General features: G+C 57.1%; 17 protein-coding genes. 8 read left to right on the plus strand and 9 right to left on the minus strand.

Going from position 1 to position 24056, the window contains the following annotated elements; all coding sequences use genetic code 11:
• Positions 1 to 259 precede the first annotated feature (259 nt).
• Positions 260 to 1651 (plus strand): MFS transporter, encoded by a 1392-nt coding sequence (locus KGB06_RS08220; RefSeq protein ID WP_223513723.1) that lies wholly within the window; start codon positions 260 to 262, stop codon positions 1649 to 1651.
• A gap of 154 nt (positions 1652 to 1805) precedes the next feature.
• Here KGB06_RS08220 and KGB06_RS08225 read toward each other — a convergent pair whose 3' ends face one another.
• Together KGB06_RS08225 and KGB06_RS08230 are read right to left on the minus strand one after the other, a co-directional pair.
• Positions 1806 to 2240: a VOC family protein gene (locus tag KGB06_RS08225; protein WP_223513726.1), complete on the minus strand. Its 435-nt coding sequence runs from the start codon at positions 2238 to 2240 to the stop codon at positions 1806 to 1808.
• A 49-nt stretch (positions 2241 to 2289) separates the two neighbouring features.
• Positions 2290 to 3105, minus strand: a complete 816-nt coding sequence (locus tag KGB06_RS08230) for a helix-turn-helix transcriptional regulator (RefSeq protein WP_223513915.1) — start codon at positions 3103 to 3105, stop codon at positions 2290 to 2292.
• Between the two features lie 96 nt (positions 3106 to 3201).
• Between KGB06_RS08230 and KGB06_RS08235 the strand changes: the two genes are divergently transcribed.
• Positions 3202 to 4158 carry a threonine dehydratase gene (locus tag KGB06_RS08235; protein WP_223513729.1) on the plus strand — a complete coding sequence of 319 codons (957 nt, stop codon included), beginning with the start codon at positions 3202 to 3204 and terminating at the stop codon, positions 4156 to 4158.
• A 17-nt stretch (positions 4159 to 4175) separates the two neighbouring features.
• Here KGB06_RS08235 and KGB06_RS08240 read toward each other — a convergent pair whose 3' ends face one another.
• On the minus strand, positions 4176 to 4634 hold the full coding sequence (locus tag KGB06_RS08240) for a response regulator (protein WP_223513733.1): 459 nt from the start codon (positions 4632 to 4634) through the stop codon (positions 4176 to 4178).
• 194 nt (positions 4635 to 4828) lie between these two features.
• On the minus strand, positions 4829 to 6043 hold the full coding sequence (gene gltS / locus KGB06_RS08245; protein WP_223513736.1) for a sodium/glutamate symporter: 1215 nt from the start codon (positions 6041 to 6043) through the stop codon (positions 4829 to 4831).
• Positions 6044 to 6309: 266 nt separating this feature from the next.
• Between gltS and nspC the strand changes: the two genes are divergently transcribed.
• From nspC to KGB06_RS08260, 3 genes are all read left to right on the plus strand, one after another.
• The gene (gene nspC / locus KGB06_RS08250; RefSeq protein WP_223513738.1) at positions 6310 to 7407 is read left to right on the plus strand and encodes a carboxynorspermidine decarboxylase; all 1098 of its coding nucleotides are present in this window, start codon (positions 6310 to 6312) and stop codon (positions 7405 to 7407) included.
• 26 nt (positions 7408 to 7433) lie between these two features.
• Complete coding sequence (locus KGB06_RS08255; protein WP_223513740.1) at positions 7434 to 8678, plus strand: saccharopine dehydrogenase family protein; 1245 nt, start codon at positions 7434 to 7436, stop codon at positions 8676 to 8678.
• Positions 8679 to 8878: 200 nt separating this feature from the next.
• A complete protein-coding gene (locus tag KGB06_RS08260) occupies positions 8879 to 11785 on the plus strand; it encodes an EAL domain-containing protein (protein ID WP_223513743.1) in 2907 nt (968 codons plus the stop codon).
• A 36-nt stretch (positions 11786 to 11821) separates the two neighbouring features.
• On the opposite strand, the gene KGB06_RS08265 is transcribed toward KGB06_RS08260, so the two are convergent.
• The 4 genes from KGB06_RS08265 to KGB06_RS08280 form a co-directional block, all read right to left on the minus strand.
• The gene (locus KGB06_RS08265; protein ID WP_223513746.1) at positions 11822 to 13387 is read right to left on the minus strand and encodes a methyl-accepting chemotaxis protein; all 1566 of its coding nucleotides are present in this window, start codon (positions 13385 to 13387) and stop codon (positions 11822 to 11824) included.
• 370 nt (positions 13388 to 13757) lie between these two features.
• Entirely contained in the window at positions 13758 to 15059 is a 1302-nt protein-coding gene (locus KGB06_RS08270; protein WP_223513748.1) for an NAD(P)/FAD-dependent oxidoreductase, read from the minus strand.
• On the minus strand, positions 15056 to 16144 hold the full coding sequence (locus KGB06_RS08275; protein WP_223513750.1) for a polyamine ABC transporter substrate-binding protein: 1089 nt from the start codon (positions 16142 to 16144) through the stop codon (positions 15056 to 15058). Before KGB06_RS08275 ends, KGB06_RS08270 begins: the two co-directional genes overlap by 4 nt.
• A gap of 158 nt (positions 16145 to 16302) precedes the next feature.
• Entirely contained in the window at positions 16303 to 17661 is a 1359-nt protein-coding gene (locus KGB06_RS08280; protein ID WP_223513751.1) for a glutamine synthetase family protein, read from the minus strand.
• 161 nt (positions 17662 to 17822) lie between these two features.
• Here KGB06_RS08280 and KGB06_RS08285 point away from each other — a divergent pair, with 161 nt between their 5' ends.
• The 3 genes from KGB06_RS08285 (at position 17823) to KGB06_RS08295 (ending at position 21261) form a co-directional block, all read left to right on the plus strand.
• A complete protein-coding gene (locus KGB06_RS08285; RefSeq protein ID WP_223513753.1) occupies positions 17823 to 18731 on the plus strand; it encodes a helix-turn-helix domain-containing protein in 909 nt (302 codons plus the stop codon).
• Positions 18732 to 18989: 258 nt separating this feature from the next.
• Positions 18990 to 20189: an alpha-xenorhabdolysin family binary toxin subunit A gene (locus KGB06_RS08290; RefSeq protein WP_223513754.1), complete on the plus strand. Its 1200-nt coding sequence runs from the start codon at positions 18990 to 18992 to the stop codon at positions 20187 to 20189.
• Positions 20190 to 20217: 28 nt separating this feature from the next.
• A complete protein-coding gene (locus tag KGB06_RS08295; RefSeq protein WP_223513756.1) occupies positions 20218 to 21261 on the plus strand; it encodes an alpha-xenorhabdolysin family binary toxin subunit B in 1044 nt (347 codons plus the stop codon).
• A gap of 233 nt (positions 21262 to 21494) precedes the next feature.
• Here KGB06_RS08295 and KGB06_RS08300 read toward each other — a convergent pair whose 3' ends face one another.
• The gene (locus KGB06_RS08300) at positions 21495 to 23879 is read right to left on the minus strand and encodes a DUF3772 domain-containing protein (protein ID WP_223513758.1); all 2385 of its coding nucleotides are present in this window, start codon (positions 23877 to 23879) and stop codon (positions 21495 to 21497) included.
• Positions 23880 to 24056 lie beyond the last annotated feature (177 nt).

A 24056-nucleotide genomic window follows, 5' to 3' on the forward strand; every position in this document is an offset into this window, starting at 1 on the left:
GCAGCACGCGATACGTAGCAGCTGGCGAAGCCTGCGTCCGGCTGCGCAGCAGTCGTGATATCAGACGAAACGGTGTGTCAGGAAGACAGCAAACTCAGGTTTTACGACTGCTGCGCAGCCGGACGCAGGCTTAGCCAGCTGCTACAGGTCGCATTACGGCTTAACTGATCGGCATTAGCTAAACGCTGTACGTCTGGTGTTGTACCCCTCATTCGATAGTAAAGTATCGAGCATTGTCGTAGCTAAACAGGGATGACCGATGTCTCAACGCCGCTCAACATTGATTGCCCTGTTGGTAGCGGTCACCTTCTTTATGGAGAACCTCGACGCTACGGTGATCGCCACTGCGCTGCCGGTCATGGCCAGGACGTTTGGTGTGCCAGCGGTGGATGTGAGCATTGGTATGAGCGTCTACATGCTCTCGGTTGCGGTGTTCATCCCCATCAGCGGCTGGTTGGCTGATCGCTTCGGCTCACGTCTTATATTCAGTTCGGCGATTGTGCTGTTCAGCCTGTCTTCGCTGATGTGTGGGTTGAGTGATAGCCTGGAAACCTTTGTTGTCGCGCGCGTGCTGCAGGGCATCAGCGGAGCGATGATGGTACCGGTAGGGCGCTTGGCAGTACTTCGCACCACCGAGAAGAAAGACCTCGTGCGGGCGATCTCTTTTATTACCTGGCCCGGTCTGGTCGCACCGATACTCGGGCCTCCCTTGGGCGGTTTCATCGTCACCCACGCGTCCTGGCCGTGGATTTTCTACCTCAATCTTCCGCTAGGCGTGCTGGCCTTGATTGCCGCGCTGGTATTGATTCCCAGGCAAGACCACATTGTTGCCCGGCGATTCGATTTCAGTGGTTTTCTGCTCGCCGGCGGCGCCAGCGCTGCGCTGCTGTTCGGCGTAGAGATGCTGGGGCAAAGTCATGCCAATCTGTTGCCAGCACTGTCACTCAGTGGTGCAGGCGTGATACTCGGTGTTATTGCCTGGCGACATCTGCGTCGACATGCGCAACCGTTACTGGCGCTGGGTGTTTTGGGAATCCGTACCTTCAGTGTCTGCCTATTGGGTGGCTCGATTTTTCGGATCGCCATCAGCACCTTGCCGTTTCTCCTGCCGCTGATGTTTCAACTCGCCTTCGGGCTTTCTGCGCTGGATGCGGGGCTACTGGTGTTGGCCGTCTTTGCCGGCAATCTGGCCATGAAGCCGTTCACCACGCGGGTGATGCAACGTTGGGGGTTTCGCCCGGTGCTAATGTTCAACGGCATCCTCGGCGTACTGGCGATCGCGGCCTGTGCGTTGCTGGATGAGCACATGAGCCGAGTGCTGATTTTGTTCATTCTGTTTGTCGGTGGCTTGTCACGATCCATGCAGTTCACCGCGTTCAACACGCTGGGTTTTGCCGATGTCCCCAAGGAGCAGATGAGCGATGCTTCAACCTTGTTCAGTATGTTCTTCCAACTGAGCATGGCGATGGGGGTTGCCACGGGCGCGTTGCTGCTACGTTTCTCCATGAGCATCCATGGCAACACTGAGCTCGCCAATACAGCCGACTTTCAGCTGACGTTCCTTTGTGTTGCCTTGATTGCGGGGATCGCATTGCTGGACAACTTGAGACTGCCACCGAAGGCAGGTGAGTCGGTATTGCAGCGAGCATAAGAAAAAGACAGGCCTTCAGGTGTTGAGCGCTTGCGCCTCAACACCGTGTCAGCGTCGAATCCTTTTTACCCCGTTCAAACTTCGTGATAGGGAATCCATTGATGTTGGATCTGAAGCGATTGTGTGGAGGTTATCGTGCGCGAGCGAGCCGCCCTTAGCCAAGTTGCTCGGCAAGTCCGACGATGATGCCCTCAGGCCCACGAATATAGGCGAGCCGGTACGATTTCTCGTACTGCGTCTGGCCAATGAGTTCTGCGCCATGGGCCTGCATCCGCGCAACGACAGCATCGATGTCATCAACGGCAAACATGATGCGACGAAGACCCAAAGCGTTCACTGGCGCTTCCACGGGCCCAAATCTGACTGCATTTGGCGTGTGGAATTTGTCCAGTTCAATTCCCTGCCCATCGGGAGTCCGCAGCATCGCGAGGGTGGCTCGGACGTCTCCAAGCCCTATGAGGCTCCCGACAGAAGGCCCTTCAACCGTTGTTTGGCCCTCAAGCTCAAGGCCCAATTCGATAAAGAACGCTTTCACCGCTTCGAGATCGTCGACAACTATCAGGACGTTGTCCATTCGCTTGACTGTCATGTCCTTCGGTCCCTCTTTCAACGGTGTCGCGCATTTGGGGATTTGTGTTTTATCTGATGGGTATTCGCAGCTGTGCCGGACTCACGCCAAGACGTTGCCTGAACGTGGTCGCCATGTGCGCCTGGGAGTTAAAGCCGCAGGTCTGGGCGATTTCCGCCAGCCTGGCTGTCGAATCACGCATCAGTGCGCGGGCCTTGGCGAGGCGTCGGTCGATCAGGTAACTGTGCGGGCTTTTGCCCGTCGCGTTCTTGAATGCTCGAATGAAATAGCCTTCGGACAATCCAAGTAACCCTGCCATCGCCTGTATTCCCAACTGGCCGTCGAGGCCTGCATCGATGAACTCGTCGAGTAGACGCATCCTGCTACCGGTTATAGAGCCTAGGGGTGGCGCCGATAACGCTTCGTTGTCCTGCGCCCGTTCCGCCAATGCGAGTGCCCAGGCCTCCCAATCGTCTTCCACTGAGGCGTGTAACAGCGCGGCGCGCATGCGCAGCGCCAGGGTAATGGCCTGTTGATCAATGCGATTGTTGAATGCACGGTCGCCTGCCAACGCAACGCCGTCGGTGCGCATGACCCGCAGGTATTCACCGCCCTTGGGTGACTCGGACAACACGTCACAACCGGCGGGGACGAATGCCAAGCCGTTGGGCGTGGCGTCGAAGGGATGCACTCGGTCACTGCCGATGGCGTGCAGACCTCGCTGGCTATCGAAGGCAAAGCCAATCGTCGCCTGGCTTGCTACATATCGGGTCGCGTAAGCGGCGCCGGGTAGCAACTCGATCGCCCATGGCCCGGCCTCGACCCGACGGATCGGTTCAGGCAGGAGCGGGGGCAGGAGGCGGTTTCGATGGCTCATAAACACCATAGTAATAAAGAGGGGGCGCAAAAGTCAGGTCAGTTTTCTGAAAGCCCGCGTGATGCGCTCGTGTCTAGACTGGGCAAAACCTCAGGGAGACGACTCATGCACCGACTGACCCGCGACGATATCGAACAAGCGGCTCGCCACGTTTACCAAGTAATGCCTGCCACCGCCCAGTACGCGTGGCCCCTGCTGGCCGAGCGGTTGGGTTGCACTGTGTGGGTCAAGCACGAAAACCATACACCTACCGGTGCTTTCAAGGTTCGCGGCGGCATTACTTTCATGCACTGGCTCAAACGCGCGCACCCAGACGTCAAGGGTATTGTCACCGCTACCCGCGGCAACCATGGTCAGAGCCTGGCGCTGGCAGCCGGCGCGCTGGGTCTGAAGGCGTTGATTGTAGTGCCGGAAGGTAATTCGGTTGAAAAGAACAATGCCATGCGTGGCTTTGGTGGCGAAGTAGTCGAGTTTGGCCGCGATTTTGATGAGGCCCGTGAAGAGGCCGTTCGTCTGGCGCAAGTGCATGGCCTCTATTTGGTTCCGCCGTTCCATGTCGAGTTGGTCAAAGGCGTGGCCACTTATGCGCTGGAGCTGTTCAAGGCCGCGCCGGATCTGGATACCGTCTATGTGCCGATTGGCTGTGGATCGGGGATTTGTGGGGTGATCGCCGCCCGGGACGCGCTGGGCCTGAAAACCCACGTGGTGGGCGTGGTGTCCAGTGAGGCAGCGGCAGCCAAGATATCGTTTGAAGCGGGAGAAATCCTTGAAACCGCTACGGCGGATACCTTCGCTGACGGCCTTGCCGTGCGTAAACCGGTTCCCGCCGCCTTTGCCATCTACGGCGCGGCTGCCGCACGAATCGTCTCCGTCAGCGAGGAGCAGATTGCCCAGGCAATGCGTGTGTTTTACACCGACACCCACAACCTCGCTGAAGGGGCCGGTGCGGCGGCCTTGGCAGCGCTTATTCAGGAGCGTGAAACAATGGCGGGAAGACGGGTAGGTGTGATTCTATCCGGCGGGAATGTTGATCAATCGGTGTATGCAAGAGTAATTGAGTGAGTGACCGCCAATGCTGGCTAAGGACATTCGTCTGGCCTGAGTCCCAGTTGAAGTTGAACCAGGGTGATCAGTTCATCCGGATCGATCGGCTTTAGTAGAAAGTCCACGACACTCAAGCGCATTGCCTCGATGGCATCTCGAACTCCAGCATCTCCAGAAATGATCACAATGGGCAGGTCGGCCCACTCCGACTCGCGGATTTTTGAAATCAACTCCAGGCCATTGAGCGGGTGCATACGCAAATCAGTAATGACCAATCCGATTGAACTGTCGATGCTCAACGAACGCATGGCATCAGCTGCACTTCTAGCCTCAAGGCAGAAGATGCCATTGATTTGAAGAATTTCGGCCAACATCTCGCGAGTGCAAGGGTCATCCTCGACGATCAAGACTTTTTGAGCCAATAGCCCTGGCTCCTGCATTGCGGCATTGATTGCCTCGCGCTCAGCGGCAGTCAAAAGATCGTGATCGAACATCATTTCCAACCATTTATGAGCCAATGAAACCCTGTATGCCGGCAGTCTAAACAGGCTTGGGGGCAGGTCTGTCTCCTCCAACCTGCGCCCCCAGTAACGCATTGCGTCAACAAAATTGCTCTGAAATGGCCTGATTTGTACCCCTCAGAACGCTGAAAAACGCTGAAATCCGTGATCAACGTGGGAGGCGGTCGCTAGATTCCACTGAACATACCGATGATCACGGCATTGACCAGGTCGATGAAAAAGCCACACACCAGCGGCACGATCAGGAACGCCTGGTGAGCGGCACCGTACTTTTGGGTCACGGTCGTCATGTTGACGATGGCCGTCGCAGTGGAGCCGAGGGCAATCCCGCCGAACCCGGAAGCAATCACGCTGGCTTCGTAATCGCGCCCCATAAAGCGGAAGACCACAAAATACGTATAGAGCACCGTCAGCAGGATTTGCAGGGTCAAGGCGCACACAATGAACAGCAACACGCCACTCAGCTGCCATAACTGAAGCCCCATCAGCGCCATGGTCAAAAACATGCCCAGACAAATATCGGAGATCAGCGACAGACCCAGGCTGGCGCCGCTCCAGGATTTCAGCCGCTGATCACCCACCAATGCGAGAACGATGTGGTGAATGACGATGCCCGCAAACAGGCAACTGACGAATTTTGGCAGGGTGATGCCAGCATCGACCAACAGCAGGTTGAGCCCATAGCCGACCATCAGGGTCAGGTTGAGCCACATCCACGCCCAGAGCACGTCGTAGTAGTCCAGTGGCTTGCTCGGTTGATCCTCGAAAATGCCGACTTCCAGCGCCGCATCCCCGGAAGTCTTTAGTCGATAGCGACGTATCAGTCGGTTGGCGATTGGACCACCGATCACGCAAGCGGCAATCAGGCCGACGGTGTTGCTGGCCATGCCCAGTTCATGCGCGTTATTGATGCCCAGCTTTTCGATGAACAGCGGTGCCCAGGCCAGGGTGGTGCCCGCCCCACCGGTGAGGGAAATGGAGCCCACCATCAAACCGGCCTTGGGATCGAGTCCGAATGCTTCGGCCACACCCATGCCCAGCGCGTTTTGCAGGATAATGAACACCCCGGCGAGTACCAGCAGGATCAGCAGCGGGCGCCCACCCTTGAGCAGTTGGCGCATGTCCGATTTCAAGCCAATGCCGGCAAAGAAATAGAGCAGCAAGGTGTCGCGAATTTGCAGATCGAATTCGACCTGGATATTAAGACCGAAGTAAAGCAGGGACGTCACTGCCGCACAGACGAAGCCGCCGACGACCGATTCGGGAATACAGTATTGACGGAGTAGGGCGTTGCGATGAACAAGGGTTTTGCCGAGGAAAAGCAGGAGGATGGCAAGGGTAAAACTCACGAGACCGTGAACCGAAAAGAGCTGGGGCGTCATTCAAAGCCTACCTGAAATCTGAAAAATTCATTATCACGATTTGGCCGTTCAGTGTTTTGAGCTGTGTCAATAAACGGTGGATGGAGCATAGCAGGAAGGTTAAAACCTTCCTCCAGCCCCCCATTCACTCGATAAATATCTGATATTTACGGGTTTCAAGTGAGCCGTGCTTCGCATCGCGAGCACTTTCTGTACTTTCGATATATCGCCAGTGAAGGCACAATGCGCATCCTTTTTTTGGCTGGCCTTGCCGGAGGCGCCTCGAAATGATCAAAACGCCGTACTACCTTATCGATAAACAAAAGCTGCTGGCGAACATGCAGAAGATTGCCTATGTGCGCGAACAGTCCGGGGCCAAAGCGCTTCTGGCACTCAAGTGCTTCGCCACCTGGTCGGTGTTCGACCTGATGCAGCAATATATGGACGGCACCACGTCGTCGTCGCTTTACGAGCTCAAGCTCGGTCGACAGAAGTTCGCGGGCGAGACCCACGCCTACAGCGTGGCCTGGGCCGACGACGAAATCGAAGAGATGCTCGAGAACTGCGACAAGATCATCTTCAACTCCATCAGCCAATTGCAGCGCTACACTGAAGCTTCAGCAGGCAAGGTGCGCGGTCTGCGGGTCAATCCGCAGGTGAGCAGCTCGGATTACCTGCTGGCCGACCCGGCGCGGCCGTTCAGCCGTCTGGGCGAGTGGGACCCGTTGAAGATCGAGCAGGTCATCGAACAGATCTCTGGTTTCATGTTCCACAACAACTGCGAGAACGCTGACTTCGACCTGTTCGACCAGATGCTGTGCACCATTGAAGAGCGATTCGGTCATTTGCTGCACAAGGTCGAGTGGGTCAGCCTCGGCGGCGGCATCCACTTCACCGGTGACGACTACGAGCTGGATTCGTTCTGCGCTCGCCTCAAGGCCTTCTCGCAAAAATACGGCGTGCAGGTCTACCTGGAACCGGGTGAAGCGGCCATCACTCAGAGCGCGTCGCTGGAAGTCACTGTGCTCGACACCCTCTACAACGGCAAGCACCTGGCGGTCGTTGACAGCTCCATCGAAGCCCACATGCTCGATCTGCTGATCTATCGCCTGAATGCCAAGCTGGCGCCGAGCGAAGGCGAACACACCTACATGGTGTGCGGAAAATCCTGCCTGGCCGGAGATATTTTCGGTGAATATCAATTCGATCGTCCGTTGGCCATCGGGGATCGGCTGTCGTTCATCGACGCAGCGGGTTACACCATGGTCAAGAAGAACTGGTTCAACGGCCTGAAAATGCCGTCCATCGTAGTGAAACAACTCGACGGTAGTGTCGAGGTGGTTCGTGAGTTTGGTTTCAACGACTACCTGTCCAGCCTCTCGTAAGCTGGCAGAAAGGAGATATAAAAAAATTGAAGAAAAACGTACTTATCATTGGTGCAGGAGGTGTCGCCAAGGTGGTGGCCCACAAGTGCGCGCAGCACAACGACGAACTCGGTCGTATTGCTATCGCGTCGCGCAACATCTCCAAATGTCAGGCCATCATCGACAGCGTCAAGTCCAAGGGCAGCCTCAAGCAGCCCGCCGAAATCAAGGCGTTCTCGCTGAACGCTATGGATATTGAGGCGACCAAGGCGCTGATCCGCGAAACCGAATCGCAGATCGTCATCAACGTCGGTTCCGCTTTCCTCAACATGTCGGTGCTGCGAGCCTGCATCGATACCGGCGCGGCCTACCTGGACACCGCCATTCACGAAGAACCGGGCAAAATCTGCGAGACGCCGCCCTGGTATGGCAACTACGAGTGGAACCACCTCGAAGAGTGCAAAGAGAAGAACATCACTGCCATTCTCGGTGTGGGTTTCGACCCGGGTGTGGTCAACGCCTATGCAGCACTGGCCCAACAACAGTATTTCGACCGCATTGATTCGATCGACATTCTCGACGTCAACGCCGGTTCCCATGGCAAATATTTCGCCACCAATTTCGACCCGGAAATCAATTTCCGCGAGTTCACCGGACAGGTGTGGAGCTGGCAGAACAGCCAGTGGACCAGCAACACCATGTTCGAAGTCAAACGCACTGACGACCTGCCGGTCGTCGGGGCGCAGAACCTGTACCTGACCGGCCACGATGAAGTGCACTCTCTGTCGAAGAACCTGGGCGTGCCCAACGTGCGTTTCTGGATGAGCTTCGGCGAGCACTACATCAATGTGTTCACTGTGCTGCGCAACCTCGGCCTGCTCTCCGAGCAACCGGTCAAGACGGCCGAAGGCCTGGAAGTCGTTCCGCTGAAAGTGGTCAAGGCCGTGCTCCCTGATCCGAGCTCGCTGGCGCCTGGCTACACCGGCAAGACCTGCATCGGCGATCTGGTCAAGGGCACCAAGGATGGCCAGCCGCGCGAGGTGTTCATCTACAACGTGGCCGACCATGAAGACGCCTACGCCGAAACTGACAGCCAGGGCATTTCCTATACCGCAGGCGTGCCACCCGTGGCTGCTGCTCTGCTGGTCGCCCGCGGCGAGTGGGATGTGCAACGTATGGCCAACGTCGAAGAGCTGCCGGCTGAACCGTTCCTCAAGGCGCTGGATGTGATGGGCCTGCCGACCCGCATCAAAGACGAGAATGGAGACCGTCCCTGGAACGGCAACGCCTGAGGCGCCAAATATCCAGGTGAATCTCGTTTGCCGCTCTAAACGCAAAAACGCCGCTCTTTGAGCGGCGTTTTTGTTTGTGCGATCTCGTAAAACGAATAAAACCATTGAAAAAAATTCGTATTCACTATAAACGGGAAGCACACCGACACATTGCTAACAATACAGTAAGTATCGCCAGCTTTTTGGCTCAGGGAGCGCTGATGAGTGTTCGTCCATTGACCGACTCCCCGCGGCAATCGAACGATTGCGACGTTGTCGCAACTCAACTGAAAGGGAACTCGGATACTGTCGGCATGACTTACGCCGGCAACGAGGACACTATCGAACAATTGCTGGACTCAGCGCGCAGCTGGGCTCACACCACTGCGTGGGCGGTTTACCGCGCTGGTGAACAAATGCATTGGGTCGGGCAGGGCGACCCGCAGGTGCAGTGGCCGTCAAGCGTTGCGAATGAGCAGTTTGAAGCCTTTTGCCTGAGCTTGCGCTTGCACCGCTGGCCGACCGGTAGAGGCGAAAGTGAGCTGGGTTGGCTACTGGCGCCAGCCAACGATGCCGCGGAACCGGCGCTCGCCGAGTTTGCCCGGCACCTGGGCATTCAGCTACAGACCAATACCCTTGCCCGTGCGCAGATTACTCAGCGTGTGCTGTATGAAATTACCTACCTGGCCAGTTCGACCCGCGACCGGTCAGTGTTTCTGGTGGGGGTTCACCGGCTACTGGCCAGCCTGATCGACGCCGAGAACTTCTATCTCGCGCTGTATGACCCGCGCAGTGGCAAGATTGATTACCCGTATTACGTCGACATCATCGACGTTGATGCCGTGGAGTCCCAGCACTACGAATACCTTGACCCTTCGCACCTGTCCTTGACCGGCCAGGTATTGACCACCGGCCAACCGTTGCTGATCGACGCCGCCGGTATTCTCGCGGCTCAGGCCGAGAACCGTTTCTACTGCGTGGGTGATCGTCCAGAGTTCTGGATGGGCGCACCGTTGAAAAATGCCTCGGATGATGTGTTTGGCATGCTTGCCATGCAGGTCTACGACGTTTCTCGTACCTACAGCGCTGAAGACCGCGCGTTGTTTCTGGTGGTGGCGCGCCACGTGGCCATGGCGCTGGACCGGATTCTGCACCGCGAGGACCTGGAAGAGACGGTGATGCGTCGCACCCTGGAGCTTTCGGCACTCAACGACGCATTGCGCCAGGAAGTGGCAGACCGAGAGCGCGCCGAACATTTGCAGAGCGCGCTGTTCCAGATTGCTGAACTGTCGAGCCAGCCTGGCGACATGGCTGAGTTGTTTCAAACCTTGCATGGCATCGTCGGTGATCTGCTGTTCGCGAAGAACTTCTACATTGCGCTGTTCGACGATGCGATCAGTGAAGTGACCTTTCCGTATTATGTTGATGAGCGGCAGATCACCTGCCCGCCGGCACGGCGTGGATGCCGGGGCTTGACTGAGTACGTTATCCGTCAGCGTCGACCTTGCCTGATTGACGCCGGCGAGGCTGAACGACTGGCTGCGCACGGTGAAATCGAACTGGCCAATGAGTCTGTCCGATCCCACTCCTGGCTGGGCATTCCATTGTTCGATGGCGATGTGGTGCGTGGCGTGCTTGCGGTGCAAAGCTATACCTCACAGGTGCAGTACACCCTGCGAGACCAGGAACTGCTGACATTCGTGTCGCGGCACATCGACACCGCGCTGTCGCGACGCACGGCCGCCGAAGCGATCCATGCCGCCAACCTCAAACTGGAAGCGCGGGTGCAGAACCGCACCCGCGAACTCGATCACGCCAATGCCAAGTTGCAACACGAAAACTCCCACGACTCGCTGACCGGGCTACCGAATCGTACCTATCTGCAACAACGCCTCAGCCAGGCCTGGTCGCGGTTCGGCAGCGAAGGCGGGCACCTGGCGGTGATGTTCATCGACCTCGACCGTTTCAAGATGGTCAACGACAGCCTCGGCCACCATTTTGGTGACCTGCTGCTGATGCAGGCCGCCCACCGGTTACGCGGTTGTCTGCGCGAGACCGACATGCTGGCGCGCCTGGGGGGCGATGAGTTTTCGGTGCTGGCGCCCGAAGCGCCGCTGGAAGTGCTGATCGAAATCGCCGAACGAATCCTGGTGGCGTTTGACCTGCCGTTTTTCATCAATGGCCATGAAGTTTTTTCGTCCTGCAGCATCGGTATTGTCAGTGCCGACAGTCAGTTCCATCACGAGCCAGCCGACTTGCTGCGCGATGCCGATGCAGCGATGTACCGGGTCAAGAGTGCCGGGCGCGACAGCTACGCGGTGTTCAACCAGGAAGTGCGCCGTGAAGTTTCGGACCAGGTGGAGCGAGAAGGGGCCTTGCGCAATGCGCTGAAACGCACTGACGAACTGCTGCCGTATTTCCAGCCGATTGTCAGCGTCGAAAGCGGCGAATTGTTGGCCCTTGAGGCGCTGATCCGTTGGCATCAGCCGGGCGGCCGGGTGATCGCGCCAGGCGAGTTTTTGCCGGATGTCGAGGGTTTGCGCCTGATCGGTCGACTGGACTTGTACATGCTCACCAGCGTTGCGGCGATCCTCGCGCAGCCCCAGCATGCCAATTGGCCTGCGGTGCACGTCAATTGCTCCAGCTACAGCATGACGCGCCCGGACTTCGCCAGTGATGTGCTTGCACTGTTGGAGCGGCACGGGGTCGCGCCGTCGCGAATCTGCCTGGAGTTGACCGAAGGCGCGCTGGTGGCGGAGCCAGCGATTGCCCGACTGACCATGCAGCAACTGGCCGATAACGGCATGTCGGTGGTGCTCGATGACTTCGGTGCAGGGTTTTCATCCCTGAGCTATGTGCATCAATACCGTTTCAGCGGCTTGAAAATCGACAAGTCGTTCATCCTCGAACTGACCACCAGCGCTCGCAGTCGCGCAATCGTCCGGGCAATTGTGCGGATGGCCGAATCGCTGGACCTGAGTGTGGTGGCTGAAGGCGTCGAGGATGAAGCGACACTGGACTTGCTGCGCGAAATGGGCGCTGGACAGGCCCAGGGTTACTATTTTGCCAAACCGATGGGGTTGGAGGCGTTGTTGGCGAGTTCGCTGATCGTCCCTGTAGGTGGCTGACCCACTTCCCTGTAGGTCTTCAACTGGAACTTACGGCTACCGGTTAAAACGCTCGGCCAGGCTGTGCAGATACTCGGCCATTTCTTCAAGGTCCTGGCTAATCGCGGCGCCTTGCTTAGCCTGTCCGGCACTGTGGTCACACAACTGGGCAATCCGCGTGATCTGTTGATTGATATCTTCAGTCACGTGACTTTGCTCTTCTGAAGCCGACGCCATTTGCTGGCTCATGTCGGTGATCCGGCTGACGGCTTCACTGATGCTGACCAGAGCCGACTGCACCGCCTCGACACGCTGCATGCTGTCGCGGGAAATCTGCTCACCCTTACTGGCGGTTGATACTGCGCGATCGGCACCGCTATTCAGCGAAGCGATGATGCCGTGGATCTGCTCGGTGGAGGTGCGGGTGCGTTGTGCCAGTGAGCGCACCTCGTCGGCCACCACTGCAAAACCTCGACCTTGCTCACCTGCCCGAGCCGCCTCGATTGCCGCATTGAGCGCCAGCAAGTTGGTCTGTTCGGCAATCGAGGTGATGACATCCACGACGCTGCCGATTGATTGCGTCTCGCTCGCCAGTGCGTTGACCGCTTGGCCGATTTCGTTGACGGCCTCATTCATGGCTTCCATGGCGTGCAGACTTTGCCGGGCCAGTTCACTTCCTTCCCTGGTCAACTGGTCGGCTTCGGACGCAGCATGCGCAGTAGTGATTACGTTTTGAGTCACTTCCTGATTCGTTGCCGCCATCTGTGCGATGGCTGCGGCAGACTGGTCCGTTTCACTGCGCTGGCGGTCAAGTGACTGGGCTTGCGAACCGGAAAGTTCGGAGGACTGTGCCGCCTTGGCCTTTACATTGACCCCGGCATCGACAAGCCTGCTCAAGGCTGTCTGCAAGCGAGATTCCTCACTGAGCATGGCCATATCCAGCCGGCCTTGGGGGCCGTAGTTGTCGCTAAACGTGAGCGCTACCAACGGATCGGAAAATGCTTTCGGATGCTCGGCCAGGGTGCGTTCGATGGCCCGGCGATGTCGGGACTCGATCAGGTACCAGGCAATACTCAGGCTCGCCACCAAGGCTCCCTGTGCCGCTGTTTTTGGTAGCCACTGATAACCCAGCAGTGAAGCCCCGCCTGCCATCAGTAATGGCCAAGCGTGTTGCAGTGGCCGGAAAATCCGCGCGCTCAACGCAACGATCGGCTTGCCGGCTCGCATCCTTGCATAGAGTGCAGTTGCCCGACGGACCTGGTCGCGGCTGGGCACCGAGCGAACCGACTCGTAACCACTCATGCGTCCGTTTTCATAGATGGGCGTGACGTAGGCACTGACCCAATAGAAATCACCGTTTTTCGAGCGATTTTTCACAATACCCATCCAGGGTTTGCCTTGCTTGATGGTGTGCCACATATGAATGAATACCCCAGGTGGCATATCGGGGTGCCGAACCATGTTATGCGGCTGGCCGATCAATTCGTCGTAAGTGAAACCACTGATGGCAACGAACGCGTCATTGCAGTAAGTGATTCGGCTATCCAGATCGGTGGTGGAGATCAATCGTTGTTCGGCGGGAAATACTCTTTCATGCTCGGTGACGGGCAAGTTCACACGCATAAAACGCGATCCTTATTCGGATTATTATTAGGATTTGAGGCATGTAAATCGGAGCTTTTAAATCGGAGCTATGGCGCAACGGCATCATCCAGCAGTACCTGCTGCTGACTTCTACGCCCATTTTTCGGAGGGGGACCATTCATTCGACGACAAACCCTTTTCATTCAATGACAAATTCGTTGCCACTCATGAATAAAGTTGAGGGTGATGGGGATGCCTTGACCAGGCTTGAACGGGGGGAGGGGCGACGTTATCGGGTATTGCCTGATGCCGGGGCGACACCTGCCAACCGAAACTGGCAGGAGGCGACTCGGCAGATTGATCGGGGCGAGAGGCAAGCCCCCTCGCAGAAGCGTTCAGATAAACGCCATCAACCCAATATTTCGCGCATCCGGTACCAGAGCATACCCAGCGCAAGCAGTGGCGAACGCAGGGCCCGGCCGCCGGGGAAAGTCATGTGCGGCACGGCGCTGAACATGTCGAAGCCTTGGCTGTGCCCGGCGTGAATGGCTTCGCCCAACAGTTTGGCGCACCAATGGGTGACGTTCAGGCCGTGGCCGGAGTAGCCCTGGGCGTAGAACACGTTCGGGTGCTGGCTCAAGCGACCGACCTGGGGGAAGCGATTGGCGGAGATGCCGATCATGCCGCCCCATTGGTAGTCGATCCGCACATTGGACAATTGCGGGAACACCTTGAGCATCTGCGGACGCATATAGGCGGCGATGTCAGCCGGATCGCGCCCGGAGTAATGGCAGGCACCGCCAAACAGCAAGCGGCGGTCCGCCGAGAGCCGGTAGTAATCCAGGCCGACTTTCTGATCGCACAGCGCGACATTATGCGGGATCAGTTGCGAGGCAGCGTCCTCCGACAAGGGCTCGGTGGCGATGATGTAGCTGCCCGCCGGGAGCACCTTGCCGCTTAGCTTGGGTTCGAGTTCCTCCAGATGCGCGTTGCAGGCCAGCACCAGACTGCCGGCGCGCACCGTGCCGCCGGCACACCGTACCTGCACGGTGCTGCCATGGATCAACTCCAGCACCGGGCTCTGCTCAAAGATCTGCACCCCCAGGGATTGCGCGACGTTCGCTTCGCCGAGGACCAGGTTTAGCGGATGCAAATGCCCCGAGCCCATGTCCACCAAGCCACCGGCATACACACCGGAGTTCACCACGTGCTCGCGGATCTCCCCGGGTTCGAACAGGCGCGTTTCATGGGCGTAACCCGACTCGATCAGTTCAGCGTGCTCAGCCTTCAGCCCGGCGAACTGCGCCGGGGTGTTGGCCAGTTCGCAGAAGCCCCAGCGCAGGTCGCAATCGATGCCGTGTTCGCGGATCCGGTTGCCCACCACTTGCACCGATTCGATTCCGGCACGTTCCAGATAGCGCACACCTTCGGCACCGACATGTTTGGCAAACCCGCTGACGTCGTGGCCGATGCCGCGAATCAATTGGCCCCCGTTGCGTCCGCTGGCGCCCCAGCCAATCCGCCGTGCCTCCAGCACAATCACCGAGAGCCCGCGCTGCGCCAGTTCGATGGCGGTGTTGATCCCGGTGAAGCCGCCGCCGATCACGCAGACATCGGCCACCAGGTCCGCGCTCAACGTGGGGCGCGGCTTCAGTCCGTTAGCCGACGCGGCATAGTAGGACTGCGTGTGTTCGTTGGTGTATTGATTCATTTGTTGGACTTCACTTTGCTCCAGGAACGGGTCATCAAACGCATGATCGCCTGGGGCGGGGTGGTCGAAATGTAGAGTTTGTCGAGGACGGCCTGCGATGGGTACACCTCAGGATTGTTCACCAGTTCCGCGTCCATGAATTCCTTGGCGGGCGGGTTCGGGTTGGCGTAACCAACCGAAGCGCTGACCTTGGCAATCACTTGCGGGTCCAGCAGGTAGTTGATGAAGGCGTAGGCTTCTTTGGGATTGCTCGCGTCTGCGGGAACGGCCAGCAAGTCGAACCACAGGTTGCTGCCTTCCTTGGGAATGGCATAGGCGATGTTCACGCCGTTCTTGGCTTCCTTGGCCCGGTTGGCGGCCTGGAACACGTCACCCGAGTAGCCGAAGGCCACGCAAATATCGCCATTGGCCAGGTCCGAAACGTATTTGGAGGAGTGGAAGTAGGTGATGTAAGGGCGGATGGCCAGCAGCTTGGCTTCGGCCTTTTTGAAGTCTTCGGGGTTTTCGCTGCGCGGGTCCATGCCCATGTAATTGAGCATCGCCGGAAATACTTCATCCGCCGAGTCCATCATCGACACGCCGCACTGGCTGAGCTTCTTGATGTTTTCCGGTTCAAACAGCACGGCCCAGGAATCGATGTGATCGACGCCCAGCACTTGCTTGACCTTGTCGACGTTATAGCCGATGCCGTTGGTGCCCCACAGGTAAGGGACCGAGTGCGCGTTTTGCGGGTCGTTTTTTTCCAGCAGCGCCAACAGTTTCGGGTCGAGATTTTTGAAGTTCGGCAATTGCTCGCGGTCCAGTTTCAGGAATGCGCCGGCCTTCACCTGACGAGCGAGGAAGTGGTTGGACGGCACCACCACGTCGTAGCCGGTGCGGCCCGCGAGCAGTTTGCCCTCCAGGGTTTCGTTGGAATCGAAGACGTCGTAGATCACCTTGATCCCGCTTTTGGCCTGGAAGTCGGCGAGGGTGGTTTCGCCGATGTAATCGGTCCAGTTATAGACGCTGACCTGTGGCTGAGCCTGCGCACCGGCACTGCACATGATCGCCAGCGCGAGCGGGACTGCGGATTTCAATAGACGCATATCGACACCTCTTCTAATTATTGGATTCTTCCGGTGTTTCTTTGGTGTTCTGGAGGCCGCTTTCGCGAGCAGGCTCGCTCCCACAGGGGAATGCATTTCAGATTTGGAATGCATTTAAAGTGTGGGAGTGAGCCTGCTCGCGATAGGGCCTTAACGGACTAGACACTCATCATCAGGAATTCCCGCTCCCAGGAGCTGATCACCCGCTTGAAGTTCTCGTGCTCGGCACGCTTGACCGCGACATAACCGCGGACAAACTTGCTGCCCAGATAACGCTCGACGGTGGCGCATTCTTCCATCTGCGTCAGCGCGTCTTCGATGGTGATCGGCAAGCGCAGGTTGCGACGTTCATAGGCGCGCCCTTGCACCGCTGCGCTCGGTTCGATGCGCTCGACCATGCCCAGGTAACCGCACAGCAAGCTGGCGGCAATCGCCAGGTACGGGTTGGCGTCGGCACCCGGCAAGCGGTTTTCCACACGCATGGCATCAGGCGACGAAGTCGGTACCCGCAGGCCGACGGTACGATTTTCTTCGCCCCATTCGACGTTGACCGGCGCCGAGGTGTCCGGCAGGAAGCGGCGGAACGAGTTCACGTTGGGCGCGAACATCGGCAGCACTTTGGGAATGTACTTTTGCAGGCCACCGATGTGGTGCAGGAACAGTTCGCTCATGCTGCCATCGGCGTTGGCGAAGATCGGCTGGCCGGTGGCGATGTCGACCACGCTCTGGTGGATGTGCATGGCGCTGCCGGGCTCATCGCCAATCGGCTTGGCCATGAACGTCGCCGCGACGTTGTGCTTGAGCGCGGCCTCACGCAGGGTACGCTTGAACACGGTGATCTGGTCAGCCAGGTCCAACGCATCGCCGTGACGGAAGTTGATTTCCATCTGCGCCGGGCCGTCTTCATGGATCAAAGTGTCGAGGTCCAGACCTTGAAGTTCGCACCAGTCGTAGACGTCTTCGAACAGGGGATCGAATTCGTTGGCGGCGTCGATGGAAAACGACTGACGACCGCTTTCCGCACGGCCCGAACGCCCCATCGGCGCTTTCAGTGGCAAGTCCGGGTCTTCGCAACGCTGGGTCAGGTAGAACTCCATTTCCGGCGCAACAATCGGCCGCCAGCCTTTGTCCGTGTACAACTGCAGCACTTTTTTCAGCACGTTGCGCGGCGACAATTCAATCGGGTTGCCGAACTTGTCGAAGGTGTCGTGGATGACGATAGCGGTCGGCTCGATGGCCCATGGAATCACGTAGACCGCGTCAGGGTCTGGCTTGCAGATCATGTCGATGTCGGCCGGGTCGAGCAGGTCGTAGTAGATGTCGTCGTCGACAAAGTCCCCGGTTACCGTTTGCAAAAGCACACTTTCCGGCAGGCGCATGCCTCGCTCATGCAGGAACTTATTAGTAGGTGCAATCTTGCCGCGTGCAATGCCGGTCAAGTCGCTGACCACACACTCGACTTCGGTAATCTTGTGATCTTTCAGCCAAGTGAACAGCTGATCGAAAGGGACATTCATAAAGACCTCGTTATTGGTTTTATTAACGTCGGGGAGGGCGGTTTCATCCACCGCACTCTTCCCCTGAGACGCGTTGACGACTATCTTGGTCGAGCCTTGCGGTTCCATCTATCCACTTTAAGCAGCACCAAAACGCACCAAACGAGTGCGTAGGGTCACCCATGTCAGCGTCCAGTCCGATACAGGTTCAAGCGTTCAACACCGAAGATGTCGCCGAGCAAATCCGCGCCACACCGGGTTGGGTCCAGCACTATCAACAGATGTCGCCAGGGCATTTCGCCGGGCGTGTGCGCTATCTGGACTTGCAGGGCGTGGAGATCTACGAAGAGCAGATGAACACCCGGGTCGAGCAGAATTTCAGCGCGCCGCAAGGGTCGCTGGCGTTCTGTTTCGATCGCAGCGACAACGCGCTGTACCTGCTCAATGGCGAAAGCCGCAACATCTGGATCACCCCCGAGAACTACCAGGAAATCGCCGTGGTGTTCGGTCCGGAGTTCGTTCAGCGCCAGGGTTTGAACGTGGCGCAGTTGGAAGGGTTGTTCATGTCGCCGCTGAACTCGGGGCAGAACGCGTTGTTCAGCCGCTGGTTGAGCGGCACGCTGACTCGGCTGGGAGAAACGCTAGACCCACCGAGCAAAGAAGCCTTGACGCAGCAGTTGCTGGAGGACTGTTTGTATATCCTCGACAACGCGTCTGTTTGCCTCGACCGAGGCGGCTTACAGCGTCGTACCGAAGCGCGCACGATCATGAAACGCATCGGTGAGTGGGCTGCCGACTCCCCGGAAGAAACCCTCAACTTGCTGGAGCTTTCCCAGGTTGCCGGGGTGTCTCTGCGCCAGCTGCAGCAGGCCTTCAAGGCCTTCACCGGGATGACACCGACCCATTGGCTGCGCCTGCGAAGGCTCAACAGTGCCCGCCGTGAATTGCTCAGCTGCACGCCCAACGAGACCACCGTTGCGCAAGTCGCGATGAATGCGTCGTTCTGGCATTTGGGGCGGTTTTCCAGCAGCTATCAGGCGTTGTTCAAAGAGTTGCCGAGTGAAACACTCAAGCGCGCCAGTCAGCGCTGATTCAACTAATAAATTGGCGAACTTGTTATTGATGTAGTGGGTTGTCAGGTTTTTGTAGTTCTTGCCTGTAGTCCACTTCCTGCAACTGTAGCTCGATGTTTCAGGGAGAACAGGATTTTGCGATATTTGCTTTTTAATCAACAGCTTGCAAATGTTTGTCTGTTGCGTTTAGTTATTTGAGCTCAATGCAATCGTCATCTAGGTTTCTGCTCGTCGATACAAGTCGTGTATCGACTTGAATGAACTGAGGCAAACCCAATGACTGTGCTGTTGATTGAATCACAAAGTAGTAATGACCTTCCAAAAGCGGTACTCCAGCTTATTTCAGGGGAGTTTCCCGGCGTCGCTCGCAACGCTGGTGTATTTACCAAAGAAGACGTAATCAAAATAAAGCAGTACGTAAAGCAAGGCCTCGCGCTGCCTGGCGAGTTACCGGAAGTGGAGTCCTGTCTCAAGTACAGCCAGGTAGACATCGCCGGGCTGGAACCCAGCGACATTCAGGTGTTGTTCAAGAAAATCAGGATTCACGCCGCCAGTTGGGATGCGGTGGAACACAGGATCGTCCAGCAAAGTATCGATTTGAATTGCGCGGCCAACAACATCGTCAGCAGTGGCAGTGAAATCATTTCCGTCATCAAGGAAATGCCGATCATGGACCGCGTCAGAACCACGCTGAGTCAGATGAGCAACAATGATCTGGAAGGTATCCGCTATACCTCAGATGACAGTGAGGTGGCGTCAGCCGTGACGGAGATCATCGAGCTGATGAAGGTCGATATCAAACGCCAGCAAGGGGCAACGAAAGAGCTGAAAGATCGCCTGTCCAACTTCAAGATCGAGCTGTCGGGCGGAGAACTGGTGAGCGGCAAACGCGTCTTCGGGTTGCAGTCCGAAGTGAAGAGCAAATACGACTTGATGGAGCGAAACAGTTTGCTCCAGTCCATCACCAGCAGCAAAGAAGCCCTTCGAGAAAAGAAGGCCAGAGTTGTCCAACTCGACAAGGACTACGACTATTACGTCGGCATGTCTTTCTCGGGTGGTCTGCCGATTTTCTGGCCGATTTCAGGTTCGATATTTGGCCCCAAAGCGGAAACCGCGCGCAAAGAACGCAATGCATTGAAGACCGAGATTGATGAGCTGGAGTTGGCCGTCAGCGGCAAAGAGAATTTGCAAAGTGTCATAGAGAGCTCCCTGTCGAACTTTGGCGATATCGGCATTCGCATGGCCGGCGCGGAAGCGGCCCTGAACATCCTGAACACGATGTGGCAAACCATACTGAGCAAGATCGACGCGTCGGCCGAACAGTTTGGTCGCATCAACAACGCCTTGCGCCTGACCTCGTTTGTGGTCGAATTCGCGCAGGTGATCGATCCGTGGCGTGACGTCAAAAATAGCGCCAGTGAGCTGGTGGCGACTTTCAATGAAGCCCTTGAAGAATACAAAAAAACCTACAACTGATTGCCCACCGGACAAAAGGACTATGGCCATGAGCAATGTGACGCCAATCGACGCCCCGGTTATTCCGGTCATTGATGTAACCAACATAATTAAAACCCTTCGCGACGTGTCCAGGCTGGCGAGCTTTCGCAGCGACCGACCGGACGTGCTGCAAGAACGGGCGCAACAGGTGGTTGCGTATTTGAATAACCTCGACACCACCCTGCGCGAATCCTTTCCGGTGTTGCTGACCGCATTGAACAATGCGTCGGTCCAGCAATGGTTTGACGTTCTTGATGAATTGAACGGCGCCTTGGAACGCCATGATCTGACGTCGCAGGATCGCGCGTTGGTGACTGACGAACTGTTTAACGTCAAAGGCAATATCGCGGAGATGCTGGACAGAATCGAGGCGAAATTTGTCGCTCGGTCCAGGCTCCTGGAGAGCGCCGTGCATAGCCTTTACAAAATCGAAATCGGTGAACGCGCGGATGGACCACTCGAAGTGGCACGCGCACGAAAGGCCAGGGTTCTGGCCCAGCTCAATGATCACAACCTCAACAAAGCGACGTGTACGGAACAGCGTGATGCACTGGTCAAAGCGCAGGACGTGATTCGCGAATTCAATTTGACGGACATGTACAAGAACTACATTCCGGACGGCGAAGCCTTAAACAGCCTGGACATGGAAAACCCGAAAAAAGAGGCCGTCAAACAGGGCATTGAACGGGTGCGTAAGGTGCTGGGGGTTGTTTGCGACGACATCAAGTACAGTCAGCTCGCAACTTCACGAAGCAATCTTGAACTGGAGATTCAAACGATTGCCCGGCGCATAGAGGGGCTCAACCATGAACTTCGGGGTGCGGAAAATGTGCTGTCTGATATCACTGCCGTTGTGGAAATCAGTCGCCGGCGCCGAATAGCCGGTGAAGAAATCCTCAGGGTTTCAGGGGTGTGGCGAAGCTTTTCAATACACCTCGAAACCTTGAAGAATCTTGAGTACAGCCAGGCCGCACTGTCGCGATTGCTGAGTCGATACAAAAGTCATCTGGAGGGATTGGAGGGAGACTACAACAGCACGCTGATCCACTAGACCTGCCCAAAAGAAGCCCGGTGAATACCGGGCGAACCTTGTAGCAGCTGGCGAAGCCTGCGTCCGACTGCGTAGCAGTCGTGAAATCAAACGATGCGGTGTTTCAGGAAATCCGCGCGTTCAGGATTTACGACTGCTACGCAGTCGGACGCAGGCTGCGCCAGCTGCTACAGAATTGTGTCGCTCCTTAAATGAACAGTATTACGGTGAACACCGGGCTTCGTCCTTCAGGACTAGGTTCCCGGTTTGGCCAGTGCAATGCCTGCCGCACCCAGACGCTTCAATATCTCGAACAGCAGGTCGCTTTTGGTGACGCCGACAATTCTCGGGCTGCTGACGTAACCGGTGATGGTCAAGATGATGCCGTCCGGGCTGAGTTTGCTGAATCGCACAAACGCCGCCGGTTTATCGAGGATGTTTTCGTTCTCCTGGTAGCAGTCGTACAGCAAGTCTTTTACCTGCTCCGGGTCAATGTCCAGCGGGAACACCAGCTCCAATGTCGCGACCCCTTGCGCACTGCCGCCCAGGGTCACGTTACGCAGGTTTTGCGAGATCAGCTGGGAGTTGGGGACGATGACAATCGAGCGGTCGCTGAGTTGTATTTCCGTGGCTCTGACGTTGATGCGGCGGATATCACCTTCGACGCCGCTGATGCTGACCAAATCGCCCACCTTGACCGGACGCTCGGTCAGCAAGATCAGGCCGGAGACGAAATTCTTGACGATCTCCTGCAAACCAAAACCGATACCGACCGACAGGGCACTGACGATCCACGCCAGGTTCGTCCATTCGATGCCCAACGATGACAGCGTCAGCAGAATCACCAAAATGTAGCCGACGTTGGCGAACAGTGTGCTCAGCGAGGCACACATGCCAGGGTCCATGTTGGTTTTCGGCAGGAACTCGTCATCAAGCCAGCGGCAAAGCGCCCGAATCAGGTAGACACCAATAAACAGGGCCAGGATTGCATTGAATAAGTGACCCGGGATGATGTTCAGTTTGCGCAAGCCGTCGCCGCCGAGAATGGACAGCGCCTGGGTGACCAGTTGCCCGAGCGTCGTGCCAACGCCACCGACAAACAGTGAAATGACGGCCAACAGTAACAACGCCGCACGACCGGCCCCGGCCAAGAGGATCTCGGCTTGCTCAAGCCGCACATCGCCGATCCCCAGCAGTTGTTTCATCGCCTTGCCGCTGGGGCTCTTGGGTGAAAACAAGTATTCGCAACAGTCTTTGAGCAACTGAATCAGGATGTAGAAGCCGGACAGGACGATGAATGCCCAGACCATTTCGTAGGTGATGAACCTTGCCAGGGAGACGTAGCCGATCAACAGGGCGAAGATGGAGGTAATCAGCGCGATGATTGTGCCGGAGTAAATCAGACCGGCCAGGGTGCTGCTCTCTTCAGAGGCATCACCGGCGGCCACCACCTCTCTTTGAGCGTGACTGGCACGGCGGAACAACAGGATGAGCAGCGCCGTGACCACCAGTGCGATCAAGCCTCGTCCCAACAGCACGGCGGGGCCGCTCATGCCCGTGACATTGGTGATTTGCGCCACCGTTACTAATGCCAGCAGGGTACCGGCCAGTATTTTGGGGAAGGGCTTCATCGCCTCGGCGACGGAGTCGGCGATATCCGGCAGCCGCCAGGAGGGGTGCTGGTTCGCCAGCATTGCCCGGCTCAACCCGGTGATCAGGACACAGGTATAAACGAGTTTTTCGAACTCCTCGGCGAAGGTCTGCATCATGGGCGACAACGGCTGTTGTCGCGTGAGCGCATAAAACACCAAATGCAACGCAAAGGCAGTGGTCAACACGGTGGCAAATACCGACGCCAGCGCCAGCGCGCTTCGACGCAATCGCCCTACAGGCAGGCGATGTATGCAAATCCAGGTCAGCCCCTGATCAGCCACTCTACGGCCCCAGATCCAGATGGCCACGGCCAGCACTATCAGCAGGCCCGAAGACAGACGTTCGCCGGGTTGCCAGGCGGCCGCGACGACTTTATTGGTCTGTTCAATGAAATCTTTGAGGCGCAGGCGATCTTCCATCAGCGGATTGATCAACGGCTCCCAAAAATCCCGTGCAAGGATGCTGCCGCTACGTAGCGTGACTTCGCTTTCCAGCAGGCTGCGCCGAATGGCGGCAATTTGAGTCAGCAGTTCGACGGCGCTGGCTCTTAAGGCCGCCAGGTTTTTCAAGGTGGCGTCGATCGTTTTCTTTTGCTCGGAAATATCGGTCCTCTGCGTGGTGATGTCCGATTTCTCTACCGCGACATCGCCGAGAGAGACGGGGCCGCTCAACACATCAAGTTGAGCTTGTAATTGTTTTTGTTCGGGTAGCAGCGATGACTGTAGGGTGTCCACGTCCTTGATAAACACCTGAACGGAATCTTGCAGGCCGACCATCAGGGTGACGTTATTGGCCACTGAAACCTGTTGTTTAATCAGGTCCAGCCGCATTTGCAGGTCTTGCAGTTCACTACGGGACACCACAACTGGCGGAGCTTCTGAGGCAATGATTGAAGACGGCGTCGGTTCAGCAGCGGACAGCGCTGCGCCACTTTGTACCAGCAGCGCGAGCGCGACGAAAAACACTGACATCAATGTATGACGCATAGGCGTGCTCGCTCCGTTTTTGGTCACTCAGCCTATGAGGTTAGGTCATCAGGACAAAACGATCGAAAAGTTTCATGTTGACGAGGCGCCGCCGACATTAGTGGTCCTGAGGCTGGTGATGGTTGATCTACACTTCTAAATGCTTAATCAACCGCGGGATCGGTGGGCAACGGCTCA

This window comes from Pseudomonas sp. GL-B-19 (genome assembly GCF_019956415.1).
Taxonomy (GTDB): Bacteria; Pseudomonadota; Gammaproteobacteria; order Pseudomonadales; family Pseudomonadaceae; genus Aquipseudomonas.

Coding starts and splice junctions, on each gene's coding strand:
- KGB06_RS08220 (WP_223513723.1), top strand. CDS start 260: ATGTCTCAACGCCGCTCAACATTGATTGCCCTGTTGGTAGCGGTCACC.
- KGB06_RS08225 (WP_223513726.1), bottom strand. CDS start 2,240: ATGACAGTCAAGCGAATGGACAACGTCCTGATAGTTGTCGACGATCTC.
- KGB06_RS08230 (WP_223513915.1), bottom strand. CDS start 3,105: ATGGTGTTTATGAGCCATCGAAACCGCCTCCTGCCCCCGCTCCTGCCT.
- KGB06_RS08235 (WP_223513729.1), top strand. CDS start 3,202: ATGCACCGACTGACCCGCGACGATATCGAACAAGCGGCTCGCCACGTT.
- KGB06_RS08240 (WP_223513733.1), bottom strand. CDS start 4,634: ATGTTCGATCACGATCTTTTGACTGCCGCTGAGCGCGAGGCAATCAAT.
- gltS (WP_223513736.1), bottom strand. CDS start 6,043: ATGACGCCCCAGCTCTTTTCGGTTCACGGTCTCGTGAGTTTTACCCTT.
- nspC (WP_223513738.1), top strand. CDS start 6,310: ATGATCAAAACGCCGTACTACCTTATCGATAAACAAAAGCTGCTGGCG.
- KGB06_RS08260 (WP_223513743.1), top strand. CDS start 8,879: ATGAGTGTTCGTCCATTGACCGACTCCCCGCGGCAATCGAACGATTGC.
- KGB06_RS08265 (WP_223513746.1), bottom strand. CDS start 13,387: ATGCGTGTGAACTTGCCCGTCACCGAGCATGAAAGAGTATTTCCCGCC.
- KGB06_RS08270 (WP_223513748.1), bottom strand. CDS start 15,059: ATGAATCAATACACCAACGAACACACGCAGTCCTACTATGCCGCGTCG.
- KGB06_RS08275 (WP_223513750.1), bottom strand. CDS start 16,144: ATGCGTCTATTGAAATCCGCAGTCCCGCTCGCGCTGGCGATCATGTGC.
- KGB06_RS08280 (WP_223513751.1), bottom strand. CDS start 17,661: ATGAATGTCCCTTTCGATCAGCTGTTCACTTGGCTGAAAGATCACAAG.
- KGB06_RS08285 (WP_223513753.1), top strand. CDS start 17,823: ATGTCAGCGTCCAGTCCGATACAGGTTCAAGCGTTCAACACCGAAGAT.
- KGB06_RS08290 (WP_223513754.1), top strand. CDS start 18,990: ATGACTGTGCTGTTGATTGAATCACAAAGTAGTAATGACCTTCCAAAA.
- KGB06_RS08295 (WP_223513756.1), top strand. CDS start 20,218: ATGAGCAATGTGACGCCAATCGACGCCCCGGTTATTCCGGTCATTGAT.
- KGB06_RS08300 (WP_223513758.1), bottom strand. CDS start 23,879: ATGCGTCATACATTGATGTCAGTGTTTTTCGTCGCGCTCGCGCTGCTG.